The sequence below is a fragment of the Olivibacter sp. XZL3 genome, assembly GCF_004368405.1.
Classification (GTDB): domain Bacteria; phylum Bacteroidota; class Bacteroidia; order Sphingobacteriales; family Sphingobacteriaceae; genus Olivibacter.
Genome location: NZ_SBJH01000033.1, coordinates 61,540 through 83,794 on the forward strand (window position 1 = coordinate 61,540; position 22,255 = coordinate 83,794).

Genomic DNA, 22,255 nt, shown 5'->3' on the forward strand with positions numbered 1-22,255 from the left:
TGAAACAATAGTAAAACGGGAACGATTATTTGGTTACGCTGCCTCAGGGCTCTACACAAAACTATGCATTTTGAAGTGAAAACAAAGCCGGGCGGCATGTTTTTGTTATTTGCCTAAAGCTTTGCGAACCGCCGGCGCTACTTTTGTGCCCAGTAGCTCAATAGTCTTCATCAGCTCTTTATGGGGAGGTGCGCCAACATCCGCATGTAACAGAAAGCGTGTCAAACCGAATAGCTCTTGGTGATAAAGAATTTTGTCGACGACTTGGTTTACGTCGCCAATAAAGAGTGCGCCGTCTCGGCTTCTGCCTCCCTCAAACTGTTCCTTGGAGTATGGTGCCCATCCGCGGTCTTTCCCGATACGGTCCATCTGTTGAGCATACAGCGGAAAATATCGATCAGCCAGTGCTTGTCCGTGCTCACCTATCAATCCATGCGAATGGGTAGCCACTCGCATTTGAGCTGGGTCGTGCCCCGCTTGTAGATACTCTTGTTTATACAAGTCGAAAAAGGGTTTGAACTGCACGGGCATACCACCAATAATGGCGATAATCAGTGGCAAACCTAGGCGTCCGGCACGCATAACCGATTGTGGCGTACCGCCAACGGCGATCCAAATGTCCAAACCACCGTTTGTCGCCCTGGGAAGCACTTGCTGCTCTTGTAAAGGTGCGCGAAATCTACCTTTCCAAGTAATTACTTCATGCTTGTTAATGGCGAGCAGCAGCTCTAATTTTTCCGCAAAAAGTCCGTTATAGTCGTTTAAATTATATCCAAATAGCGGGAAGGATTCCGTAAAACTTCCCCGACCGACAGTGATTTCAGCTCGACCGTTTGATATCAGGTCGACACTGGCGAAATTCTGGTAAGTTCGGACTGGGTCGGTCGAACTCAACACGGTAACTGAACTGGTGAGCTTGATCTGTTTGGTTACACTTGCCGCGGCCGCTAAGACGATTTCCGGACTTGATATGGCAAAATCGGGACGATGATGCTCGCCCAGACCGAAAACGTCTAACCCTACCTCATCTGCCAATTGAATTTCTTCCAATATTTCTTTTATTCGTTCTTTGGCCGACTGGAAAGTTTTTGTTTCCGGATTGTAAGCCAAATCGCCAAACATGCTTAAACCTATTTCCATTATTAGTATTTTAAAAAATTAAACGACTATGAGCTTTTATGATGCGCAACCCTGCACTTACACACTTAACACACTAACTTAAGATGTGTTCCTGTAAGGAACAGAAAACGGATAGCTTTCTTAAATTCTCAATCTCAAGGAATCAAAGGTAACTACTTATCTAGAGATCCGTTATTGATGTATGATAAGAAATTATATGAATCGCGCAAAGCGTCGGTTGGTAGTTCCGCAACGAATGTATAAATTTACGGTCTATGGTAGCTAAAAAATTTGCGCTTGCGGTCTTGTGCTGCTTCGTTCTTATCTCCTGGGGAAAGGCCCAGGAACGACCTAATATTATTTTTGTTCTGGCTGACGATTTAGGATATTCAGACTTAAGCTGTTATGGGAACCCAAGTATAGCGACTCCTTTTCTTGACTCGATGGCTGCCAACGGTATACGGGCTACCGACTATATGGTAACCAGCCCTTCTTGTACACCGTCTCGTGCATCGTTGCTGACCGGGCGTTATGCCTCACGCTATAATCTTCCGGATCCGATAGGTCCGGGTTCACCGCTTGGCCTACCTGACGAGGAAGTCACTATAGCAGAAATGCTAAAGGAAGTAGGCTATCGTACGGCCTTAATCGGAAAATGGCATTTAGGCGATGAGCACGACTTTCATCACCCAACTGCGCAAGGCTTCGATTCTTTTTTCGGTATGTTGTATAGTCATGATTACCGCGATCCTTATGTGAAAACAGACACAGCTATCAAGATTTTTCGAAACCGTAAGTCCGAAATTCAACGGCCTGATGATTCCAATTTAAGCCGAATTTACAGTGAAGAAGTCATCCGCTTTATCAAACAGCAACAACAGGATCAACCTTTTTTTCTATACTATGCCCACAATATGCCGCATTTACCGGTAGCTTTAGCGGCGGAGGCCGACCGTATGAAGCAGTTACAATTTGGAGGTGCACTGGGCGCAGTGGTAGAGGACTTGGATAAGCAGTTGGCGTTGATGTGGAAGGCTTTAGAAGCGCAAGGGCTGGCTGATAATACCATCTTTATTTTTTCGAGTGACAATGGCCCTTGGATAGAATATCCCGTTAGAATGGGCGGAGATGGCGTTACAAAAAATTGGCATGCTGGTACGGCGGGCATGTTTAGGGGTTCCAAGGCGCAAACGTATGAAGGGGGTGTACGCGTGCCGTTTATTGTTTATTGGAAAGATCATACGCCAAGGGGTTCGATGTTGCGCCATGCTATCAGTAATTTGGATGTACTGCCAACTATAGCCGATTGGACCGGCGCCCGGCTTCCGGAACAGCGAGAATTGGACGGGCAGTCAATAGCGCCCCTGTTAACAGGTGAAGTGAAAGAACGGTTTTTTGAACATCGGCCTATCTATTTGGTTAATCACGGTAAGGCAGAAGCAGTAAGAGTAGGCAGCTGGAAATATCGTGAGTTACCGGCAGGGGTGAATAATAATTCCGGAAAGCCTTATCCCGCTGCCAAGGAACTGTTCAATGTGTCCTATGATCCGAGTGAACGAACCAATGTGATCGATGAGTTTCCTGACAAAACAAAGGAGCTGAAAATATTGTTCGATGCATTCAACGCGACATCAAAGTAGCTCTTATTTCTACTCTTCTTTAAGGCTATCGACCGGATTGGCACTGGCTGCCCGAAACGCTTGAATGCCAACGGTCATGATTGTGATCAATAGCGCCGCAAAGCCCGCTAAGAGGATACTCCACCAAGGTAAGGGGGTACGATAAGCGTAATTTTCCAGCCATTTGTACATAATCAGCCATGCTAATGGAGAAGCAATAATAACAGAGAGCAGAATCAGGCGAACCGATTCTTTGGTGAACAGCTGCATAATGTCCACTACACTTGCACCCAGCACTTTCCTGACGCCGACTTCTTTCGTTCTTACCCGCGCGGTATAGGTGGCTAATCCAAACAAACCAAGGCAAGATATGGCAATTGCTATACCGGCGAACATTGTAAAGAGTGTCGCCGTGCGCTGGTCTGTACGATATTTTTCTTCGAATTGCTCGTCAACAAATTTGTAGTTAAAGGGAATGTTCCCTGCATATTTTTTGTAAATACTTGCTGTTGCTTTCAGCGCAGAGGATATATTGGTAGCAGTGCTGCGGACGTATAGTGTATTTCCCCTCCACCACGAAAAGAAAAGCAGCGGAGTTATTTTTTCTCTAAGAGGCCTGAAATTGAAATCTTTTACTATACCATGCAATACGCCTTTTCTACCGTGAAAGGTAAGTTCTTGTCCGATATAAGGGGCTTCAAGTCCCATTTCTTCTACAGCCCTTTCATTGACAATGTAACGGTTACTGTCGGCAGCTGTCCCTGTCAAATTGGCTCCTTCCAATAGTTGTATGTTCATTGTTGGAATGAAGTTCTTATCAATGGTTGCCTGTGAAATCAGAAAATTGCTGTTTTGGGGCTTGCCTTGCCACTCCAGATCGCTTGTAGAGGATTGTAAATTATGGATGTCCGAAATCTCTGATTGCGATACATTAATAATATCCGTACGTCGAATTAATTCGTTTACAATTGCATCGGCATGCTGCGAGACTTCATCGCTGAGGCCCACAGTAAACACGGCCGTCTTATCAAATCCGACATCCTTTTGTCGGATAAAGTCCAGCTGTTTTCCAATCGTAATAGTCGCCACAATGAGCATAATAGCGATGCAGAATTGGAATATCACCAAAGCCTTCCGAAAAAACGCAGTGCCAAAAGCTTGACCGTATTTGCCTCTTAACGTTTTGATAGGATGAAATGAAGATAAGAGGATTGCCGGATAAATGGAAGATGCTACTAATGTGCCCAAGGCAGCAAAACCAATTACTTTCCATAAGTGTTCGTTGTGTATACTAAAAGACAGATCTTTGCCGGATATTTGGTTATAGAGGGGCATCAACATAACAATCATAGCCAAGGCAAGTGACAGTGCAATAACAAAGAGGAGGCAGGTTTCAAGGATAAATTGTAAGAACAGTTGGAATTTGGGCGCGCCGACAATCTTTCGAATACTGACTTCATGCGCGCGCGTGAGCGCACGGGCGGTCGAGAGGTTGATATAATTAATAGCTGCTATGGCTAAGACTAATATGGCCACCAAAAAAAAGATCTGCACCATCTTGGCAGCTGCATCATTACCGTCTGCTGCAATAAGATGCAGCGTGGATAGATTTTGTAGCACATATAAGGTGCTGCTATCACCGTTTCGAGCTTTTTTGTAAGCAGCAGACAAAGATTCACTAACGACTGTCGGCCTTGCATCCTTTTGAAGCTTTACAAACGTTGAAAAAGCGTAATTGCCTAAATCCTGATCAATCGTCTTCCAATCGCCATTCCCTCCATTAGCGGTAAAGACCTCTTCGTAAAATCCCATTGGAACAAGCGCATCGTAGCGGAGGGATGAACTAGTGGGAAAGTCGGCGAGAACCGCTTTAACCGTAAAATTGCTACCGTAATATTGAAGTACTTTGCCGAGGGCAGGTGTATTGCCAAAGAATTTTTTGCTCATTGATTCGGTCAACGCTATTGCCTTATTGTCTGAAAAGAAATGGGCCGGATTGCCTGCTATGATCGGAAAATCGAATACATTAAAAAAGGTGCTATCTACACAGGCAATATGGAATCCGTCTAGAATTTTTTCTCGATTTGAGGAGGCAATAATTTGATTGTACTCGTCATAGATGCGGACCATCGACTCAATACCGGGGATCGTTTTACCATAGACGAATAAGGGGCCGGGCACTCCCTCCCAAACGGCGCCTTCGCCATTGTCAAAGTGCGCGTTGATTTTGTAGATACGCTCATAATCTTTGTGTTGTTGGTCGTAACTTTTTTCGTCTTGTACCCATAACAAGAGTAGGACCGCTGTTGCCAAGCCGATGGAGAGTCCGCATATGTTGACCAAACTATAAAGTCTGTTGGATAGCATATTACGCCAAGCCGCTTTAAAATAGTTAAGTATCATATAGAGCAGGTATTTCTTGTCTGTTCCTCAAGTTAACTGCCAAAATGAAAAATGGGAGTTGAGTTGCTGTATGGGAGTGATCCTTTCCATGTAAGTGTTCGATAACGGACACTTGCTATACGGATACGAACAATAATGTGGCATAGCCCCGAGTGAAAGCCCACACAATGAACTGCATAATTATGTAATGCTATTGCCATAAAAAGACGGATGAAGGATGAATTTGTCCGTTTCAGCGATTTTTAAAGGATAAGTTGTTCGAGGTAAAATTATCTTTGTCTACAATGAAGATAGATCTCCCTGTTCGTAACGTTATTAAACAAAGTTTGTTGTTTACTGGCATGGTATCCACCTTGGTAATGCTGTCTGCGATAATGGAAGGTGTGCCGACGTGGCAGGTGTTAGACAAGTCGATCTCTTCCTTTTTTGCGATCTTTCTCGTTTGTTTACTTAACATCTTTCTTCATTTAGGTGCCAAGCCGGAAGATCCCTTGAAATCACCTCTGTGGATAAAAGTCCTTAGCTTTGTGCTCAGTATACTGGTTGTTTATATAGTTAAGGCGATTCATGATAGCCTTTTAAACGACGACTTGTTCGATAAGATTCAGTTAGCCGGGCTTCATGGAGGCTTGCGATACGTCTATCTTGCCTTGCAGGCCTGTATGTTAAACCTGGTGGTTTTACTTTGGTTGTACTTTGCAATGGCCCAGCATGCCAAGGTCCAGCATGAGTTGGAGAGCTCACGATTGGCAAAAGCAAGAACCGACGCCGCAAATCAACTCTTAAGACAACAGATTCACCCACATTTTCTTTTTAACGCCTTAAGCACTTTGAAAGCGCTGATCCGAAAGGATAGTGCAACGGCAGAGGTGTATTTGCTTCGGTTGTCAGATTTTTTGCGCGTCTCCGTCACCGCACATCAACAGGGCTTGTCGACCTTAAAGCATGAAGTGAAGTTGTGTGAGGATTACTTGGAAATGCAAAAGATTCGCTTTAAAGGCGCTTTAAGCTATCAAATCGATTTATCTTCCGAATTACTTGAAAGAGGGGTGTTGCCCCTTTTTTCCTTACAGCCCTTGGCGGAGAACGCGATTAAACATAATGGGTTTACGAAGGAAATGCCTTTACTTATTCACATTTTTCAAGAAGACGATTTTATCGTAGTGAAAAATAACAGAATTGAAAGAAACTATGTGGTAGAATCGACCGGCAGTGGTCTTTCTAATTTAGCAGAGCGCTATCGAATGATTTCGGAAGATGAAATTAAAATTGAACAGTACCCGGATGCTTTTTTCGTAAAAATAAAAATACTCGCAAATGAATATCTTGTTGATAGAAGATGAAGAGCTTGCCGCTGATGATTTGCTGACAGCTATTAAACAATCAGACGGCGAGGCAAATATTGTAAAAGTACTCGTTTCGGTAAAGGAAGGGATTTCGTACCTAAAGCAACACATTTTGCCTGACTTAATTTTTTCGGATATTCAATTGGGGGACGGGCTGAGTTTTGAAATATTTGATGCGGCTCGTATCGAGACCCCCGTGATTTTCTGTACGGCCTATGACGAATACATGTTAGATGCTTTTCGCACTAATGGCATCGATTACTTGTTAAAACCAGTCACAAAAAACGCGGTATCAGACGCTTTAGCGAAATATTATGCGCTGAAGCGAAACTTTACGGCAAATTTGACCTTGCCACAAGGTTTCTACCGCGATCTATTAGAAAAGATAAACCAGAAACCGATATCCTTATTGGTTAATCAAAAAGATAAAATTATTCCCTTGCCTCTACAACAGATAGCGCTCTTCTATATTGAACACGAAGGTACCTTTATTTCTACTTTTAGTGGGCAAACGTATACGGTAGGAAAGTCACTGGAAGAGTTAGAGCGTGTGATGGGAACCGATTTTTTTCGCGTTAATAGGCAATACCTGCTTAATAGAGAGGCGATTAAACATGCTTCTTACTCTTTGTCGCGCAAGCTCATCGTTTATTTGACGATTTCACACCAGCGCACCATTACAGTGAGTAAAGAGAAATCACCGCTATTCTTGTCGTGGCTAACTGGGGATTTCGGTAGAGCGCTTTAAAAACAATCCAATCAGCTTTTTATTTCTTTCCAAGACAAATTTGTCCGCTTCGGCCCTTTTTAACTTTCCTTTCGAAGTTCTTTCCGGCATCTTTGAAGTAATGAGACACTTAGTTAGCATTCAAAGCCTGCTGTTTAGTATATCGACCCTCTTTCCGCTGTTTTCGCCGGCGCAAATAAAAGATAGCGTAGCGATCCCGAGGTTACCGAGCTATCCTTTAATAAGGCCGCTCATATTGCAGTATGAGCGTGTAAATAATGCCGATTACACACAAAGAGACAGGAACAAAGAAATCCTTGGAGAAGGACAGGCTCAGGTCACTCGCTTTAGGGCTTTTGCGTCAACGCCGGTGTATCAACAGAAAAAACTGACCTTTTCTACCAGTATATTATATACACATGAAGATATCTCGAATTATACACGAGAAGCCCCTTCTAATCCGCTTGTTAAAAACACGATGCAGGTGAATGACGTTGACTTAACATTGAGCGGTATTTACCAGGGTGTTTTATGGAGGAAACCGGTCATCCACACGGCTAGTATAATACTGTCAAGTCCCAATCTTATTCATATTAAAAGAGTATCAGTAATTGGCTCCTCTTCGGTCATATTTGTGAAGGGTCTGCAAACCCGTTATTCACTCGGTCTTTTGTATCTGCTCGACCCTTCTATGGCTTTGCCTATTATACCGATGTTTACCTATTGGCATCGATTCAATAATCCTTTATGGGAAGCCGATGTCCTTTTGCCACAGAAGATTATACTTAGAAAAGCCGGCTTTTTGAATGGTTGGCTTTCGATTGGGACGGAATTGTATGGAAACGGTTTCTTTGCTCCTGAATCGACGCAGTTGATCGGTAATTACGAGTATCGTTATACTGATTTATTTAGCGGCGTTGGCTACGAGCGGATGTTCGGGAAACTTATGCTAGGTGTACGTACGGGCTTTCGTAGTACGATCCAGGCAAGGATGTTGAAAGTATACAATAGAAATAGTGATTATCTTTTTGATACTAAAAATAACACAGTGCCTTATATTAATTTCCATATGTCATGGGCTATGCCGTATCTTTTTAAACCGAAAGATGGTAGTGGAAAATAAGTTTGTTTATTGACCAAGCTGTGCAGCGATAACCCGGCTGTCTGGTCTTAAAATGATAAAGAGATGAAGAAAGAGATTTTAATATTTAAAACATCCATCTCTTCCGTCGAAGAGAAAAGGCGTATCGCCGCGATCATGAATAAGTTTCCGGAAACCGCTAGTTGGACGGTGGATTTGGAAGATTGCGATAAAGTCCTTCGCGTTTGTGCGGAAAGGGATATTTCAGCGAAAATCATCGACGCATTAACGGAAAAGGGCGTATTTTGCGAAGTGCTGACTTGGTGATTTTGCCTGTGCTGGAGGGGAGCGGGGCTTACTGCCTATTTAATACCGATTTGCAATTGCCTCAGTATTTCGTCAGTTGTCTGTGATATAGTCACTTTGTTTCCGTTAACAAGGTTTAGGATGGTCTGTTGGGTAGGAGAGGGATTTTCTAATGCATAGAAGGAAAAGATTTGATCAACATGTATCCATTCAATCAATCCGGTGGGATGTACTATTTTGAGAAACTTTGTCATACGTTTAAAATCTGAGACGGTAGCGAAAGCGATAAAGATAAAAATTTTATTGAGCCAACTGAAAAATTTATGAATATACCGCGCCCTAACGCTTGTCTTTTCGCTTGTTCAGCGTTCTTATAGGTCTTTTTTGTTAAAGATAGGGTGTGATTGGTTAAATATTAAGAAGTTTTACGATTAATGGTGTTATAAATTTGCTGTTTTTCGTATCCTTATGCATATAAACGTCGGCATGGTTATGCTATTCATAACCTTTTTCTCCAGTGTGCTAGTAAAAGCGCAGGCACCCCTCCCGTTTAACCCCTCACATGCGGAAATAGTAGACCGCTATAAGCGGGCAATGAAGTTAGACAGTTTGACGAAGAACATTGTTTTTAAATCGACAGTGGAGGCGCACTGGTTGAACAAGGGAACATCTTTCTGGTATCGGAATGTTCTTCAAGACAGTACGACTGAATACGTCTATGTAGACGCCATAACGGGGCGAAAGCGCCCGCTCTTAGATAAAAAGCGAGTCGCTGCTGCTTTGAGAAAAATCGATGTCAAGGCAGACGAACAACGCTTATGGGTATCCGATATAATGCTGCCCGAAAAAAATGAAATTCACCTGGAGATAGAAGGTAAGTGGTTCGCATTCTTACCTAGAGAAAATAGATGTTTTCCGATTAATGCAAAAGTGAAAACAACCGATCAAACTGCGCCCGGAAGGCGAGCTAACAGGAGATCGCATGGTTTTCGGTATAGTAAGCAATCGCCTGATAAAAAGTGGGAAGCCTATATCGAACACGGAAATTTGTTTGCAAAGCCCCTCGACGGAGGTCAGCCGATACAATTCACCTATAATGGTTCCGATTCAGTGCCTTACGGTGCTATTCAATGGAGTCCCGACAGCAAGTATCTGGCGGGCTATCACATCCATCCCGTCAAAGATTCGTCCGTATATGTTATTTTGACGTCAGTGCCGGGAACCACCCGCGGCGTATTGAGCGCCCAACCGTATAAACAGCCGGGCGATCCCTTTACGAGCTACGACTTGTTTGTTTTTTCGATCGATCAAAAGAAAGCAAGTCAGGTGAAAACGGAGCGTATTGATTTTCCTAATAGGCCACCAGAGCTACATTGGCGACATGACGATCCGAACTTTTTTTTCTACGAAAAGTTTGATCGTGGCCATCAGCGGTTCCGCGTTATGGAGGTAGACGCTCGTACCGGACAAGCAAAACCAATTGTCGATGAAAAGAGTGATACATTCATCTATTTGGATAGGCAATACACCTATTATCCCGAAGGGACAAACTGGTTAATTCGCTCATCGGAAAAGGATGGATGGCGGCATCTCTACCTTGTCGACCTTGTTTCGGGCGCCGAAAAGCAGATCACTAAAGGCAATTGGGTAGTTCGGGGAGTTGATAGTGTGGATGTGAATAAAAAAGAAGTATGGTTTTCCGCCAGTGGTATGGAAGCAGGCGAGGACCCCTATTTCGTTCATCATTATCGGATGAGCTTCGACGGGGAGAACCTGCGCAAACTCAGTCCTGAACGCGCTAATCATGAGGTGACATTTTCTCCGGACAAAAGGTTCTATATAGACACCTATTCTACTTTAAATACGGCGCCCGTTACGAAACTGAGACGAAGTAGCGATGGCAAAGAGCTTGCCGTTTTAGAAGAAGCGGATGTTTTACAATACGAAAAAATCGGACTGCGTCAGCCGGAAGTTTTCGTTGCAAAGGGTCGAGACGGTAAAACCGACATCTGGGGCATGGTAAGCAGGCCTTCCGACTTGGATTCGACTAAGAAGTATCCCATATTGGAAAACATTTATGCAGGACCGCACGATTCCTTTGTACCCAAGTCGTTTGTACCCTATAGCGAGATGCAAAGTTTGGCCGAATTGGGCTTTATCGTTGTTATGATTGACGGTATGGGAACGGCCAACCGATCGAAGGCTTTTCATGACGTGTGCTGGCAAAATATTGCGGATGCCGGACTGGAAGATCGGATTTTATGGATGAAGGCTTTGGCGGAAAAATATCCGCAGGCCGATACCTCCCGCGTTGGCATTTATGGAACTTCGGCCGGCGGTCAAAATACGGTTTCAGCCCTGTTATTCCATTCCACATTTTACAAGGCCGGCGTTGCCGCTTGCGGCTGCCATGATAACCGCGTGGACAAGCAATGGTGGAACGAGCAGTGGATGGGCTATCCGATCGGTAAGCATTATGCAGCACAATCTAATGTAACTAACGCGCACAAATTACAGGGAGATTTGCTGCTAATTGTTGGAGAAAACGATACCAATGTGCCACCTGAATCGTCATACAGGGTAGCCGATGCTTTAATTAAGGCAGGGAAAGACTTTGATTTTCTCGCGGTGCCAGGTATGGGGCATAGCGACGGCGGCGCCTATGGACGTATGAAAAAACGGGATTTCTTTGTGAAGCATCTGTTAAATGTAGAACCACCCCGCTGGAATGCGGGTGAGCTGTCTTTTAAAAACGAGATGGGGCGAGAGCGTTGGTCATTTCAATAACAATGCAAATAAATCGGTCTTTAGTAGATGAGTCAATGGCGCTATAGCACTTGCATCATATTTTTATACGTTAAAACTCTTTAAGTAGAGAAGCAACCGTTATATTTATGCTTTGCAAATTTCGTCTCTGTTGAACGAACGAAATTGTTGCTATAAAGCTGCGACTTTGCTTATATGGACTATGTTATTGCTGTAGATATCGGAACCACTAGTACAAAGGCTTTGGCCTTCGGCTTACGCGGACAAGTATTGGCCGAACATCGTATATCTTATTCAATCATTTCACCGCTGCCAGCCTATAGTGAGCAAGATCCTGAAGTCTTGTTCGATGCGGTGGTTAACGCTATTAGGGAGGTGAGCCAAATGATGGACAAAAGTTCCATTAAGGGCAGCGTACTTGGTGTCAGTTTTAGTAGCGCTATGCATGGCTTGTTAGCTGTGGATAAGGAAGGAAAGCCGTTATCCAATTGCATCATCTGGGCAGATACCAGAAGTGAACGGTTCGCTACGCAGTTAAAAGGTACAGCTTTAGGTCATGATATATATTTGAAAACGGGGACCCCGATTCACCCAATGTCGCCGCTTTGCAAATTGGGTTGGATGAAAGAAAACAGGACCGATATTTTTGATAGTGCACATAAATTCATTTCCATCAAAGAATATGTGTTTTTCAAATTATTCGGACGATATCTTATCGATGTATCAATTGCCTCCGCTACAGGCTTGCTCGAAACGGACAAACAACAATGGTATGGCCCCGCTTTGTCTTTGGTAGGCATTTCCAGCGACCAACTTTCAGCGCTGGTACCCATAACATATACTCTCAGGGGGTTAGATGTATATTACGCCAATTTAATGCAATTACCGGCAGATTTGCCTTTCATAATCGGAGGAAGTGACGGTTGTTTAGCGAATATTGGCGCGCAGGCCACCAGGCCTGGAGTTGCATCGGTTACAATTGGAACGAGCGGTGCAATACGTGTCGTATCGGCAAAGCCCGCCAGAGATGCCAAAGAACGGATTTTTAGCTATGTAATATCCGCTGATATGTTCGTTTTGGGCGGTGCGGTTAATAACGGCGGAAATATTTTGCAATGGTTTCAGGAAGGCTTTATTTCATCCGATGGACAAGCATTGGAAGAAGCTATTCCGTTACTGACAAAAAAAGCGGCTTCGGTAGCTCCGGGGGCCAATGGCTTGGTTTTTTTACCTTATTTATCGGGCGAGCGCGCTCCGCATTGGGACGCAAAAGCGAAAGGCGTGTTTTTTGGTGTACAAATGCAGCATACGCAAGCACACTTTATACGCGCGATGATGGAAGGAATTCTTTTTGGGCTATATAGTGTAGGCAAGGCCTTGGAAGACACTTCCGGCCCCATTGATCGCATTTTCGTGAGCGGTGGTTTTGCTAAATCTGAAGACTGGATACAGATGCTCGCCGATGTGTTTAATAAACATGTGCTTGTTAGGAAGACGGTAGAAAGCTCGGCGATGGGAGCGGCTATTGTTGGCATGAACGCCTTGCAAATAATCGAAGGCTTTGAACTTTATAATGATCAAGATGTGACAATCTCGTCCTTTGTACCAAAACCGGCGAACCATGCCGTATACATAGAGAACTTTAAACTTTTTGAGCGATTGTATACCAAGTTGAAAGACGAATTTTGAGGCGATTTAAGCTCGCCGTATTGCACAGGAATGTAGAACCTAAGAAGGGTTTGGACCCATATATTAAGCGAATACGAGTTATGAGTAAGGTGTTGATTTATGTAGGAAGCCTTCTGATTATTGTTGGATTGGTTATGCACTTTGTCGACTTTAACTGGAACTGGTTTGGCAGGCTCCCGGGCGATATTCGCATAGAGAAGCCGGGCTTTACCTTTTTTATGCCTGTCACCAGTATGATTATTCTTTCTGTGGTGGTTAGCCTATTGATTTGGCTATACCGGAAATTTCTAGGATGAAATTAGGCCGCTTCGTGTTTTTCTGGCAATAAATAAGGTCATTAAAAAGCTTCGTTTAAGCCAAGGAAAAAACCGCGCGCACCATACCGACCAAAAGCGTAGTCAAGACAGAGGTTGGTACGCGTTGCTTTATTGAAAAGTACCCGTAAGCCCGCGCCACCACCGGGTTGCCAGCGTTGAAATAATTTGGTGCCTAAATCGTCATTTGCTGTTTGTACATGAAAAAAAGTGACGCCACTGAGAAACTTATTGCGGGTAATGGGAAAACGGTATTCAACTTCCGAATAAAAATACAAGGGACCCTTAAAATAAGAAACGGTATAGCCTCGGCCACTTCGGAAACTGGGGTCTTTTCCGGTTCCGGGAAGCTCCAAGTAGGGGAGTGCACCACTTAATAAATAAGATCCCCAGTTCCAAAATGCAATAACGTGTTCCGGATTGCGATCGGAGAGGCTCCAATACTTACGGAAATCGGTGGTCAGCAGCACGGCGCTTTGGCTACTACCTATCCACTTTTGATTAACGCGGATACCAACGTCCGAGTAAATGCCATTGTAAGCCCGATTCTGGTTGTCGCGCGTTGTATATTGCACATTGAACAGGAAGCCATTCGCCATATAGTCTTCTTGTTTAAAGCCATATCGCTCATTGTAAATATGATAAGGAGTCAGTCCTTGATCTATTTGCCTGTCTACAATCTTTCTGCGAATATCAAAGGAGACACCAGCTCCCAGAAACAGATTCTCCTGAATCTGCTTATAGATTTTTTCCCTAAAATTATAGTATTGTGCGTGTTGGGTGTATCCTCTCCGTTCAGGATTGGTTAATATGCGATCTTCATCTGTTTCGCCTGCGGCTCGACCAATTCCGATACCGAAGTCGGGCGATACCGTTCTCGCTGCTACCAAACTGCCTTGCAAGTTCCATTTATTACCCGGCGTATACACATTATGGCTCAAGTAAAAATAGATGATTCCTTTAGTGGTGATCGAGGCGGAAGTAGCCGCAACCGACATGAGCGTGTTCGGATCGTTGCCTAAAACCTTTCCTGCCACGGCTTTGACCCCAATCTGTGCTCCAATGCTCGGATTGTAAGCTATATTGGGCATGGGCGTAATGCCGGATTTTTTCTTGAGCGAATCGGGCTTCCTTTTGGGATGAATGATGTTTCGTATTAAATCACCTACATCGTATTGATAGAAGGTCGAATCAACTTTTGGCTTAGGTTCGCCTATTCTTACTGCTGTGGTGTCCTGCGCATAGCTATTTAGGTATATTTGGAGCAACGCAAAAATGCCCAGGCAAATCTTTAGCATATAAAGGACCGGCTTCCAAGAATTAAACGAGCTGTTGAATTTCAAAATGATGCTATTTGTTTTTAAACATGTTCCGGATGAACCTAATCAATTTTCAAACCAAAATTCCAAAATGGCCTTAGTTCGAGCAATATCCATAACATTGAATTGATTATTTATGTTTAGATGAACTGTGTAATATTTCCATCGATAAAACAAGCGGCACGAAGAGAAATCATAGCCGTACGCTTTCATTCTAGTCGCCAACTCACTTGGCGAATCAGGCTTTTGTGTATATCGCAGCGGTTTAAAAGCTAAAGGCTATGCGGTCATAACAGTGCAAGGCAGAACTTGACAACGTTATTGCCAAACATTGTTTGACCGATCGATATCTGGAATTTTGTGCTCCGGATCCAGCTCAACGGAAACTATTTTAGATTCGGTATCGACGCTAAATTTCGCTTCAGCACCTCGTTGCCAAACTTCCACAGGAACACTGAAATTATGAACAGCCCCGTTACTTTCTTTAACACGCACTAAGATGGGCATAGCCATTTGCTGTTTATTTTCGACCGTAATGAGGGCCCCCTTTTGGGGCTCGTTGTCTACATAACTAACCTCTTTAATGGCTTGGTCCAACTGCCAGTTATGGTAATACCAGCCCCGCCAAAACCAGGATAAATCCTCACCGGTGCCGTTCTCCATGGAGCGGAAAAAATCAGCAGGTTGTGGATGTTTAAAAGCCCAATGATGAATATATTGCCGAAAGGCGTAATCGAATTTTTCGGGCCCAAGGATTACATCTCTCAATAAGACCAGGCCGAAAGCAGATTTAAAATACGCTAGGGGATGTACATACTTGCGCTCCATCGCATCGGGAGGCGTCATTAAGGTATTAGCTTCCCCACTTTCTGCAATTACCTGAATAATTTCGTCTGCGGGATGGCCACCGCCTGGGGCGTATTCGCCGTCTCGTTTAGGCGCAAATTCTCCATTATTGAATTCCTCTTGCGCCAAAATATTTAGAAAGGTGTTGAATCCTTCATCCATAAAGGGGTAACGGCGCTCATTCGATCCGACAATCATAGGGAACCAGGTGTGTCCGATTTCATGCGACGCCAAAAGATACATGGTATAGGGCTTGGCTTTATAGCCGTTAAACGCCATGCCGGGGAACTCCATCCCTCCAACAGGCCCTGCCACACTGGTAGCTACGAGGTATGGAAAAGGAAACCATTTTTTGGAGTAATGTTCTACTGACGCCTTGATCATTTCTGTAGACCGCGGCCAGGCGATCGAGTCGGCCGTCGACTCGATGGGGTATACCGACTGTGCCAAGGCGGTTTTGCCTTCAGGTAAGTTAATCCGTGCGGCATCCCAAATAAAGGCGGTAGACATTGCCCATGCTGCATCGCGGGTATTCTTCATGTTAAAATGCCAAGTCGTTGTACCTTGCTTGGTTTTTGTTGGCCGTTCCTGAAGTTCGGATGCCGGTCGAATCATAACGGTAACGTTCGAATCCTGGGCCTGGGCGAGTCGACTAAGTACTTTTTCAGTGAACACTTCTTCTTTGTTGATAAGATCACCTGTACCAACAACCAGCGCGCCGGATGGAACGGTGACCGAAAAATCGATGTCGCCATAATCGAGATACATTTCTCCGCTGCCCATAAAAGGGAGCGTATTCCAACCGGAATAGTCGTCGTACACGCAGAGTCGGGGATACCAGTAAGAAAACTCAAAAATCTTTCCATTTTTAGTGTCGAGATAGCCGGAGCGACCGCCTCCGCTGCGCTTTTGCAATACGTAGGCATACTTGATAGCCAATTTAAGCTGTTCGCCTGCTTTTAGTGGCAGATCAGCCAGACGGACCTGCATTCGCGTGTCGTCTATTAGGTAGTCGGCATTTATCCAGGCTCCGTTTCGTTCGATTTTGACTTCGCTGATTCGATATCCTTTATCTTCATCTGCGGGCTTTGTCGGAGCGTTTAGTCTATTCCCTCTGGCAGTCGGTAAGCTATTGTTCTGGTCCAGTTGCAGCCAAAGTGCATCCAACTCGTCCGGACTGTTATTATAGTAATCGATTTCTACTTCTCCCTGTAAGCGGTAATTCAAGGTGTCAAACGAAGCTTTAATGCGGTAGTCGGCTCGGTTTTGCCAATAGCCGGGACCAGGTTTACCACTTGCACTTCTATAGTTATCGCCCTTATAAGTATAGAAGTCGGGTCCGAAAATCTTTTCTGGACGAAATTGTGCGAAGGCACTGGTGCTGATCAATAAAAGGCAGGTAATGACAAAGGTTATGGAGGATTTCATCGAAAAAAAAATTATAATAGACCGCTTTTTGTGTTTAAACAGTCTTATGTTACCGTTTTTTGGTAAAGATAAACAGACTATGCAGAAAAAAGCATAAAGATTATTTTTTTCTTTTGCTTGCAGATGGACGGAAAATTAAACGAAGTGTCGGATCATTTGTAATGAAGGCCCACATCCAACTGGATATTAACTTCACTTTATTGCGGAAGCCGATTAGCGGTATAATATGGATAAACAGCCATAGTAGCCAAGCAAAAAAGCCTTTAAAAGAAAACTTAGGTAGATCGGCAACGGCGTTATACTTGGAAATGATAGCCATACTACCTTTATCTTTATAGCGGAATGCTTTGGGTTCTTTGTTGCTTGCGATGCGTGATAGATTCTTTGCCAGCGATTTTCCTTGTTGCATGGCCACTTGAGCGAGCTGTGGATGGCCTTCCGGGAAATTTGGATCGCTTGTTTGGTAGCACAGATCGCCGATGGCATAAATATTCGTGGTATGCATTACTTTATTAAAGGCGTCCACCATAATGCGACGCCCCCTTGTAATTGCATCGGCGGGTAGCCCAGGTACCTCCCGGGCAATAACTCCGGTTGCCCATATCAGTGATTCAGTTTCTATTGTCTGCCCATTGGAAAGAATAACATGCCCATCCACATAATCTTTTACCGCAGCATTCAGAATGACATTTACACCTAATTTGGTCAAAACCTTTTCTGCCTCTTGTTGCGCGGTTTTACTCATGGGACCCAACAATACCGGGCCTGAATTGACCAAGTAGATATGCGATCGAAGGTCTTTTATTTCCGGATATTCCTTTACGGCTATATAACGGCCCAGCTCGGCCAACATGCCGGCGAATTCAACACCTGTCGGTCCACCGCCGGCCACGACAATGTTTAATGGCTTATCTCTGAGGCTGGTGTTTTGCATCCGAACAACTTTCTCCATATTCAGCAGAATATGGTTACGCAGATACAGTGCTTCGTCTATGCTCTTCATCGGAAGCGAATCTTTTTGTACCGATTCCATGCCGAAGTAATTCGTTTCGGTGCCAAGGGCAAGAACAAGGCAATCATAGCTTAGCGTGCCTGTATCCGTTTCTATGTAGTTTTCTTCAGCGTATACGCGAACCAAGCTGCCCATGTGGAAACGTAGGTTCTCTTTTTTCTGGAACATTCTTCGAAATGGATAACTTATGTTGGACGGTTCAATAAAGGCAGAGGCAACTTGATAGAGAAGAGGTGGGAAAAAATGATAGTTGTTTTTATCGACGAGGGTGATTTCAAACCTTTTATCAGACTGTATTGCTTTTATAAAATTAATGCCGGCAAAGCCGCCGCCAACAACAACTACTTTCATGTACGCGAAATTTTTAATTTAACAAACAAGACCCAATAAGTTGCAGGGAGCCACTGTAACGAACAACGGTCTGCCATACAAGGGCGTTATACTAACTTTTACAAGTTACGTATTGTTTTATTTTGAAAAAGAAAGCACTATTTCCAGAGATGAATTTATTAAGTTACGATGACTAATCGATAGAAAAAGTGGAAAAAATCGACTTCGACCTGAAATAGCGGCAGTCATACTCCGGATCATTCCGTAATAACACTGTGTTTCGTCAGCTTCTGTTTATTCAGCTGCAATGCTTCTTCAATAATAAGGAAAGCATCCCCCTGATATTCCGGAAGTGCCACAATTTCTCGGAAATCCTCAATATCTACATTAATCGGTACAAATATACAGGGCTGTTGCAGATTTTGTCCTGCAGCAAAGAGAATAGTAAAATCACTTTCGTGTAGCTGCTTCAACAGGTGGTGTGTTAAAGTTTGTTCCATTATACAAACATAATGATTTATACTGGATTACAGCAAAGCCTTAGATAAAGCGATAATAGTCCCTACTCGCTTTTACGCGCCGCGCCGTGCGTTATTTTACGTTTTTGAAAAAAAATGTTATAAAACCCGCAAAATTTGGCGATTTCTTTCTAAATTGGCTCCACCATTATAAACAGATCTTAAATCAAGGGCGCTTTTTTGTGTTGTTCAATCATATTTTAACGTGGTTTGATTGAATGTGTATAGATTTTATACGGCGATTAGACATTCTAACTATCATTAAATTAATATGCAAAAATTGAGAGACCTTTTATTGACTTTTCTCGTGCTCGGTGTGTTCACTGCTTATGCGCAGGAAAGAACGATTCACGGCAAGGTGACCGATGTAAGCACAGGAGAGAGCTTGCCGGGTGTGACAGTGGCTGTGAAAGAAACCGACCAACGAACGCAAACCAACGCAGCGGGTGCTTATGAAATTAACGCTCATGTCGGAAACGTCCTGGTCTTTTCCTACATCGGGATGGAAACTTTAGAGCGAAAAGTAGGCGAGGAAACACAAATTGACGTGCAGTTGAATCCGGCTGCTTCAGGGCTCGACGAAGTGGTGGTAACCGCTTTAGGCATCAGGCGAGAAGAACGGTCGCTCGGTTATACAGCGCAAAAGGTGACCTCTGCCGAGCTGAATTACAATAAGCAGCCGAATATGGTCAACGCCCTACAGGGCAAGGTGGCGGGCGTAACCATCAGCAGCACCGGCGGAGCACCGGGGCAGGGCGCTCGTATTCAAATAAGGGGCATCAATTCCCTGGACCCAGCGCGGGATAACCAACCTCTCTTTGTTATTGATGGTGTATTGATGGATAATAGTACGTCGACACAGGGCGAAGGAGCAGACGGCCGGGGCATGAGCAACAGGGCCGTTGATGTGAATCCCGACGATATAGAAACCATTAATATTCTTCGAGGAGGAGCCGCTACAGCGCTGTACGGTTTACGAGGTGCAAACGGCGTAGTGGTGATCACAACAAAGTCGGGAAAGGCCGGTAGCTTGAAAGTTGATTATCAGGGAACTGCCGGATTTGAAAATGTTGCGCGTTTTCCTGAGTTGCAGCACACCTACACGCAAGGATGGCAAGGGGAGTATGATCCGGAATCGTTTTGGCCTTCCTGGGGCCCAACGGTGGCAGATGCAAGAGCTATAGACCCAACTCATCCTGACCAGATATATGATCACGTGAAGGATGCTTTTACAACGGGAAGCCAGTTCAAAAATACGGTCACCTTATCAGGAGGATCGGAAAAGATCACCTTCTTGTCGTCCTTGTCTCAACTCAACCAAGAGGGAGTGTTGCCGGCAACGGATTTTAAAAACTATCAGGCCAGATTGAACACTACATTTAAACTAAGCGAGAAATTCAGCGGTGGGGTGAACATGAATGTGAATAATTCGGGCGGCTATCGGGGCAACGCCGGTAGGTATATTGAGCAATTGATTTACTGGTCGCCACGTCACGACGTAAATGACTATTTGGAAGAAAATGGTACCATGCGTTCCTATGGCACCACCACAAATCCCCGCTATGTGGCGGAAACCAACCGCTTCAAAGACGATGTGTTGCGGTTCATCGGGAGTGCTAACTTTTCCTATAATCCGCTTAGTTGGCTGAGTTTTTCTTATCGCGCGGGGATTGACACGTATCGTGACAATCGGCTAGGAACAGCTTTGGGCTTTAGAGATTTGGTGGGCGAGCGACTGGTAGAAGAGAATGGGACAAGTGCCAATCCCGGAATGGGCTTTGTACGCGTATACAACCAGAATTTCCGCTCGATCAATAGCACTTTCGTGGCGAGCGCGGATCACCAGTTTTCGGACGACTTCAGTGCAACATTACGTGTTGGACATGATCTGTACGATCGCTATATCAGAAGGGAAAATACCGAAGGATCCAACCTTACTATTTTCGATTGGTTCGCAGTGCAGAATGCGAAAACCATTCAGGGCCGTAGCTACGAAGAAAAATATCGTTTAATGGGCATATTTGGAGAGCTTTCATTGAACTATAAAAATTATTTGTATTTAACGGTTACTGGAAGAAACGACAAAACCTCGTCGCTGCTTTCACCCCGAAATTCTTTCTTTTATCCTTCAGCAACATTAAGTTATATTTTCTCAGACCATTTGGCTTTGCCGGAAACTATAAGCGATGCTAAATTCCGGTTTTCTTACGCCCGTATCGGTAAGGACGCAGAGCCTTATTCAACCAGCAGGGGTTTTGATTCTTATCAACAGCTTCCAAGCGGTTATATCGGATTTACCAGACCTGTTCTGCTCGGCGATGCAAGCTTAAAACCGGAGTTTACCGACACCTGGGAGACTGGTTTAAGTATGGGTTTTTTACAGAACAGGCTTAGTTTCGATTTTAATTACTATCGTTCTGTTAGCAAGGATCAGATCATTAAGATTCCGGTATCCGCCAGTATCGGCTATGTCAATGCGGCCATTAATGCAGGCAGTATGCGTAATCAAGGTATTGAGCTTTCGATTAATGCTACACCTGTTCAGGCAACTAATTTCAGTTGGGATACGCGCTTCAATTTTTCGATGAACCGAAATAAAGTGCTGTCGCTGCGGGAAGACCTCACACAGATAGAGGCCGGCAATGAATTTGGATACTTAAGCTCCAATGTATATATGTGGCTCATTCCGGGCGAGGCTTATGGCGATCTATACGGTAGAGCCTTGAGACGTTACTATACGCCGGAAGAAATAGCCCAAGGTCTGGACCAATCAAGCGATATCGACCCCAACCGGCCTTTGCTTATAGATGACAATGGTTTTCCGCTGTTGGATGCCGTAGCTAATAAAAAGAAGTTGGGGAATGTGCAGCCCGACTGGTTAGGCGGTTGGAGTAATACCTTTAACTATAAGGATCTGTCTTTGTCTTTTCTTATAGACGCGAGGGTGGGGCAGGAGCGGTATAATCAGCTGGGAAATTTTTACTCTGCTTTTGGCATGGCTAAATACACAGAGAATCGAAACGATCATGTAGTATTTGATGGCATGCTGGCGGATGGTACGCCTAACACCCGGGAGGTATGGCTAGGCCAGGGTGTTGATCCCGCTACCGGCGTTGATTACGGTGATGGTTATTATCGATTGATCCATCGCGGCGATTCAGAGAACTTCGTGGAGGATGCATCGTGGGTACGCCTGCGCTCCGTTTCAATTGGATATCGACTTCCAGAAAAGTGGCTGCGGAACAGTTTTGTAAAAAATGTTCAACTGGCTGTTACTGGAAATAATCTGGCCTTATGGACCAATTATTCCGGTTTCGACCCCGAAAGTACCACTACTAATAGCGGTTCGAATGTAGACGCTTTTGCAGGGATGACGTATCCTTCCGTTAGAAGCTTTCTGTTTACTTTAAATGTTGGTTTTTAAGCGTACAA

16 protein-coding genes are annotated in these 22,255 nt (G+C 44.3%); 9 read left to right on the plus strand and 7 right to left on the minus strand.

What is annotated here, in order from left to right; genetic code table 11:
- Positions 1-105: 105 nt before the first annotated feature.
- Positions 106-1,140: an LLM class flavin-dependent oxidoreductase gene (locus EPX21_RS08325; RefSeq protein WP_134089203.1), complete on the minus strand. Its 1,035-nt coding sequence runs from the start codon at positions 1,138-1,140 to the stop codon at positions 106-108.
- Between the two features lie 254 nt (positions 1,141-1,394).
- Here EPX21_RS08325 and EPX21_RS08330 point away from each other — a divergent pair, with 254 nt between their 5' ends.
- Positions 1,395-2,759: a sulfatase-like hydrolase/transferase gene (locus EPX21_RS08330; protein ID WP_134089204.1), complete on the plus strand. Its 1,365-nt coding sequence runs from the start codon at positions 1,395-1,397 to the stop codon at positions 2,757-2,759.
- A 9-nt stretch (positions 2,760-2,768) separates the two neighbouring features.
- On the opposite strand, the gene EPX21_RS08335 is transcribed toward EPX21_RS08330, so the two are convergent.
- Positions 2,769-5,141, minus strand: coding sequence for an FtsX-like permease family protein (locus EPX21_RS08335; protein WP_134089205.1), 2,373 nt, complete (start codon positions 5,139-5,141; stop codon positions 2,769-2,771).
- A gap of 284 nt (positions 5,142-5,425) precedes the next feature.
- On the opposite strand from EPX21_RS08335, the gene EPX21_RS08340 reads away from it, so the two are divergent.
- From EPX21_RS08340 to EPX21_RS08355, 4 genes are all read left to right on the plus strand, one after another.
- Positions 5,426-6,484, plus strand: coding sequence for a sensor histidine kinase (locus EPX21_RS08340; protein WP_134089206.1), 1,059 nt, complete (start codon positions 5,426-5,428; stop codon positions 6,482-6,484).
- The gene (locus tag EPX21_RS08345) at positions 6,459-7,235 is read left to right on the plus strand and encodes a LytTR family DNA-binding domain-containing protein (RefSeq protein WP_134089207.1); all 777 of its coding nucleotides are present in this window, start codon (positions 6,459-6,461) and stop codon (positions 7,233-7,235) included. The genes EPX21_RS08340 and EPX21_RS08345 overlap by 26 nt, the downstream gene beginning before the upstream one ends.
- Before the next feature lie 100 nt (positions 7,236-7,335).
- On the plus strand, positions 7,336-8,337 hold the full coding sequence (locus EPX21_RS08350; RefSeq protein WP_134089208.1) for a hypothetical protein: 1,002 nt from the start codon (positions 7,336-7,338) through the stop codon (positions 8,335-8,337).
- Between the two features lie 63 nt (positions 8,338-8,400).
- Positions 8,401-8,622 carry a hypothetical protein gene (locus EPX21_RS08355; protein ID WP_134089209.1) on the plus strand — a complete coding sequence of 74 codons (222 nt, stop codon included), beginning with the start codon at positions 8,401-8,403 and terminating at the stop codon, positions 8,620-8,622.
- Positions 8,623-8,657: 35 nt separating this feature from the next.
- Here EPX21_RS08355 and EPX21_RS08360 read toward each other — a convergent pair whose 3' ends face one another.
- Positions 8,658-8,855: a hypothetical protein gene (locus tag EPX21_RS08360; RefSeq protein WP_134089210.1), complete on the minus strand. Its 198-nt coding sequence runs from the start codon at positions 8,853-8,855 to the stop codon at positions 8,658-8,660.
- 238 nt (positions 8,856-9,093) lie between these two features.
- On the opposite strand from EPX21_RS08360, the gene EPX21_RS08365 reads away from it, so the two are divergent.
- The 3 genes from EPX21_RS08365 to EPX21_RS08375 all read left to right on the plus strand — a co-directional run bounded on the left by EPX21_RS08365 (position 9,094) and on the right by EPX21_RS08375 (position 13,352).
- The gene (locus tag EPX21_RS08365) at positions 9,094-11,388 is read left to right on the plus strand and encodes a S9 family peptidase (RefSeq protein ID WP_240768606.1); all 2,295 of its coding nucleotides are present in this window, start codon (positions 9,094-9,096) and stop codon (positions 11,386-11,388) included.
- 174 nt (positions 11,389-11,562) lie between these two features.
- Positions 11,563-13,056 (plus strand): gluconokinase, encoded by a 1,494-nt coding sequence (locus EPX21_RS08370; RefSeq protein ID WP_134089212.1) that lies wholly within the window; start codon positions 11,563-11,565, stop codon positions 13,054-13,056.
- An 80-nt stretch (positions 13,057-13,136) separates the two neighbouring features.
- The gene (locus tag EPX21_RS08375; RefSeq protein ID WP_134089213.1) at positions 13,137-13,352 is read left to right on the plus strand and encodes a DUF2905 domain-containing protein; all 216 of its coding nucleotides are present in this window, start codon (positions 13,137-13,139) and stop codon (positions 13,350-13,352) included.
- A gap of 41 nt (positions 13,353-13,393) precedes the next feature.
- Here EPX21_RS08375 and EPX21_RS08380 read toward each other — a convergent pair whose 3' ends face one another.
- The 4 genes from EPX21_RS08380 to EPX21_RS08395 all read right to left on the minus strand — a co-directional run bounded on the left by EPX21_RS08380 (position 13,394) and on the right by EPX21_RS08395 (position 18,805).
- Positions 13,394-14,668 (minus strand): BamA/TamA family outer membrane protein, encoded by a 1,275-nt coding sequence (locus EPX21_RS08380; protein WP_240768608.1) that lies wholly within the window; start codon positions 14,666-14,668, stop codon positions 13,394-13,396.
- Positions 14,669-15,007: 339 nt separating this feature from the next.
- The gene (locus tag EPX21_RS08385) at positions 15,008-16,963 is read right to left on the minus strand and encodes a M1 family metallopeptidase (RefSeq protein ID WP_134089214.1); all 1,956 of its coding nucleotides are present in this window, start codon (positions 16,961-16,963) and stop codon (positions 15,008-15,010) included.
- A 100-nt stretch (positions 16,964-17,063) separates the two neighbouring features.
- Complete coding sequence (locus tag EPX21_RS08390) at positions 17,064-18,326, minus strand: NAD(P)/FAD-dependent oxidoreductase (RefSeq protein ID WP_134089215.1); 1,263 nt, start codon at positions 18,324-18,326, stop codon at positions 17,064-17,066.
- A 236-nt stretch (positions 18,327-18,562) separates the two neighbouring features.
- Positions 18,563-18,805 carry a hypothetical protein gene (locus tag EPX21_RS08395; protein WP_134089216.1) on the minus strand — a complete coding sequence of 81 codons (243 nt, stop codon included), beginning with the start codon at positions 18,803-18,805 and terminating at the stop codon, positions 18,563-18,565.
- 289 nt (positions 18,806-19,094) lie between these two features.
- Between EPX21_RS08395 and EPX21_RS08400 the strand changes: the two genes are divergently transcribed.
- Positions 19,095-22,247 (plus strand): SusC/RagA family TonB-linked outer membrane protein, encoded by a 3,153-nt coding sequence (locus tag EPX21_RS08400; RefSeq protein ID WP_134089217.1) that lies wholly within the window; start codon positions 19,095-19,097, stop codon positions 22,245-22,247.
- The last annotated feature ends 8 nt before the right edge of the window (positions 22,248-22,255 follow it).

Coding starts and splice junctions, on each gene's coding strand:
- EPX21_RS08325 (WP_134089203.1), bottom strand. CDS start 1,140: ATGGAAATAGGTTTAAGCATGTTTGGCGATTTGGCTTACAATCCGGAA.
- EPX21_RS08330 (WP_134089204.1), top strand. CDS start 1,395: ATGGTAGCTAAAAAATTTGCGCTTGCGGTCTTGTGCTGCTTCGTTCTT.
- EPX21_RS08335 (WP_134089205.1), bottom strand. CDS start 5,141: ATGATACTTAACTATTTTAAAGCGGCTTGGCGTAATATGCTATCCAAC.
- EPX21_RS08340 (WP_134089206.1), top strand. CDS start 5,426: ATGAAGATAGATCTCCCTGTTCGTAACGTTATTAAACAAAGTTTGTTG.
- EPX21_RS08345 (WP_134089207.1), top strand. CDS start 6,459: ATGAATATCTTGTTGATAGAAGATGAAGAGCTTGCCGCTGATGATTTG.
- EPX21_RS08350 (WP_134089208.1), top strand. CDS start 7,336: ATGAGACACTTAGTTAGCATTCAAAGCCTGCTGTTTAGTATATCGACC.
- EPX21_RS08355 (WP_134089209.1), top strand. CDS start 8,401: ATGAAGAAAGAGATTTTAATATTTAAAACATCCATCTCTTCCGTCGAA.
- EPX21_RS08360 (WP_134089210.1), bottom strand. CDS start 8,855: ATGACAAAGTTTCTCAAAATAGTACATCCCACCGGATTGATTGAATGG.
- EPX21_RS08365 (WP_240768606.1), top strand. CDS start 9,094: ATGCTATTCATAACCTTTTTCTCCAGTGTGCTAGTAAAAGCGCAGGCA.
- EPX21_RS08370 (WP_134089212.1), top strand. CDS start 11,563: ATGGACTATGTTATTGCTGTAGATATCGGAACCACTAGTACAAAGGCT.
- EPX21_RS08375 (WP_134089213.1), top strand. CDS start 13,137: ATGAGTAAGGTGTTGATTTATGTAGGAAGCCTTCTGATTATTGTTGGA.
- EPX21_RS08380 (WP_240768608.1), bottom strand. CDS start 14,668: ATGCTAAAGATTTGCCTGGGCATTTTTGCGTTGCTCCAAATATACCTA.
- EPX21_RS08385 (WP_134089214.1), bottom strand. CDS start 16,963: ATGAAATCCTCCATAACCTTTGTCATTACCTGCCTTTTATTGATCAGC.
- EPX21_RS08390 (WP_134089215.1), bottom strand. CDS start 18,326: ATGAAAGTAGTTGTTGTTGGCGGCGGCTTTGCCGGCATTAATTTTATA.
- EPX21_RS08395 (WP_134089216.1), bottom strand. CDS start 18,805: ATGGAACAAACTTTAACACACCACCTGTTGAAGCAGCTACACGAAAGT.
- EPX21_RS08400 (WP_134089217.1), top strand. CDS start 19,095: ATGCAAAAATTGAGAGACCTTTTATTGACTTTTCTCGTGCTCGGTGTG.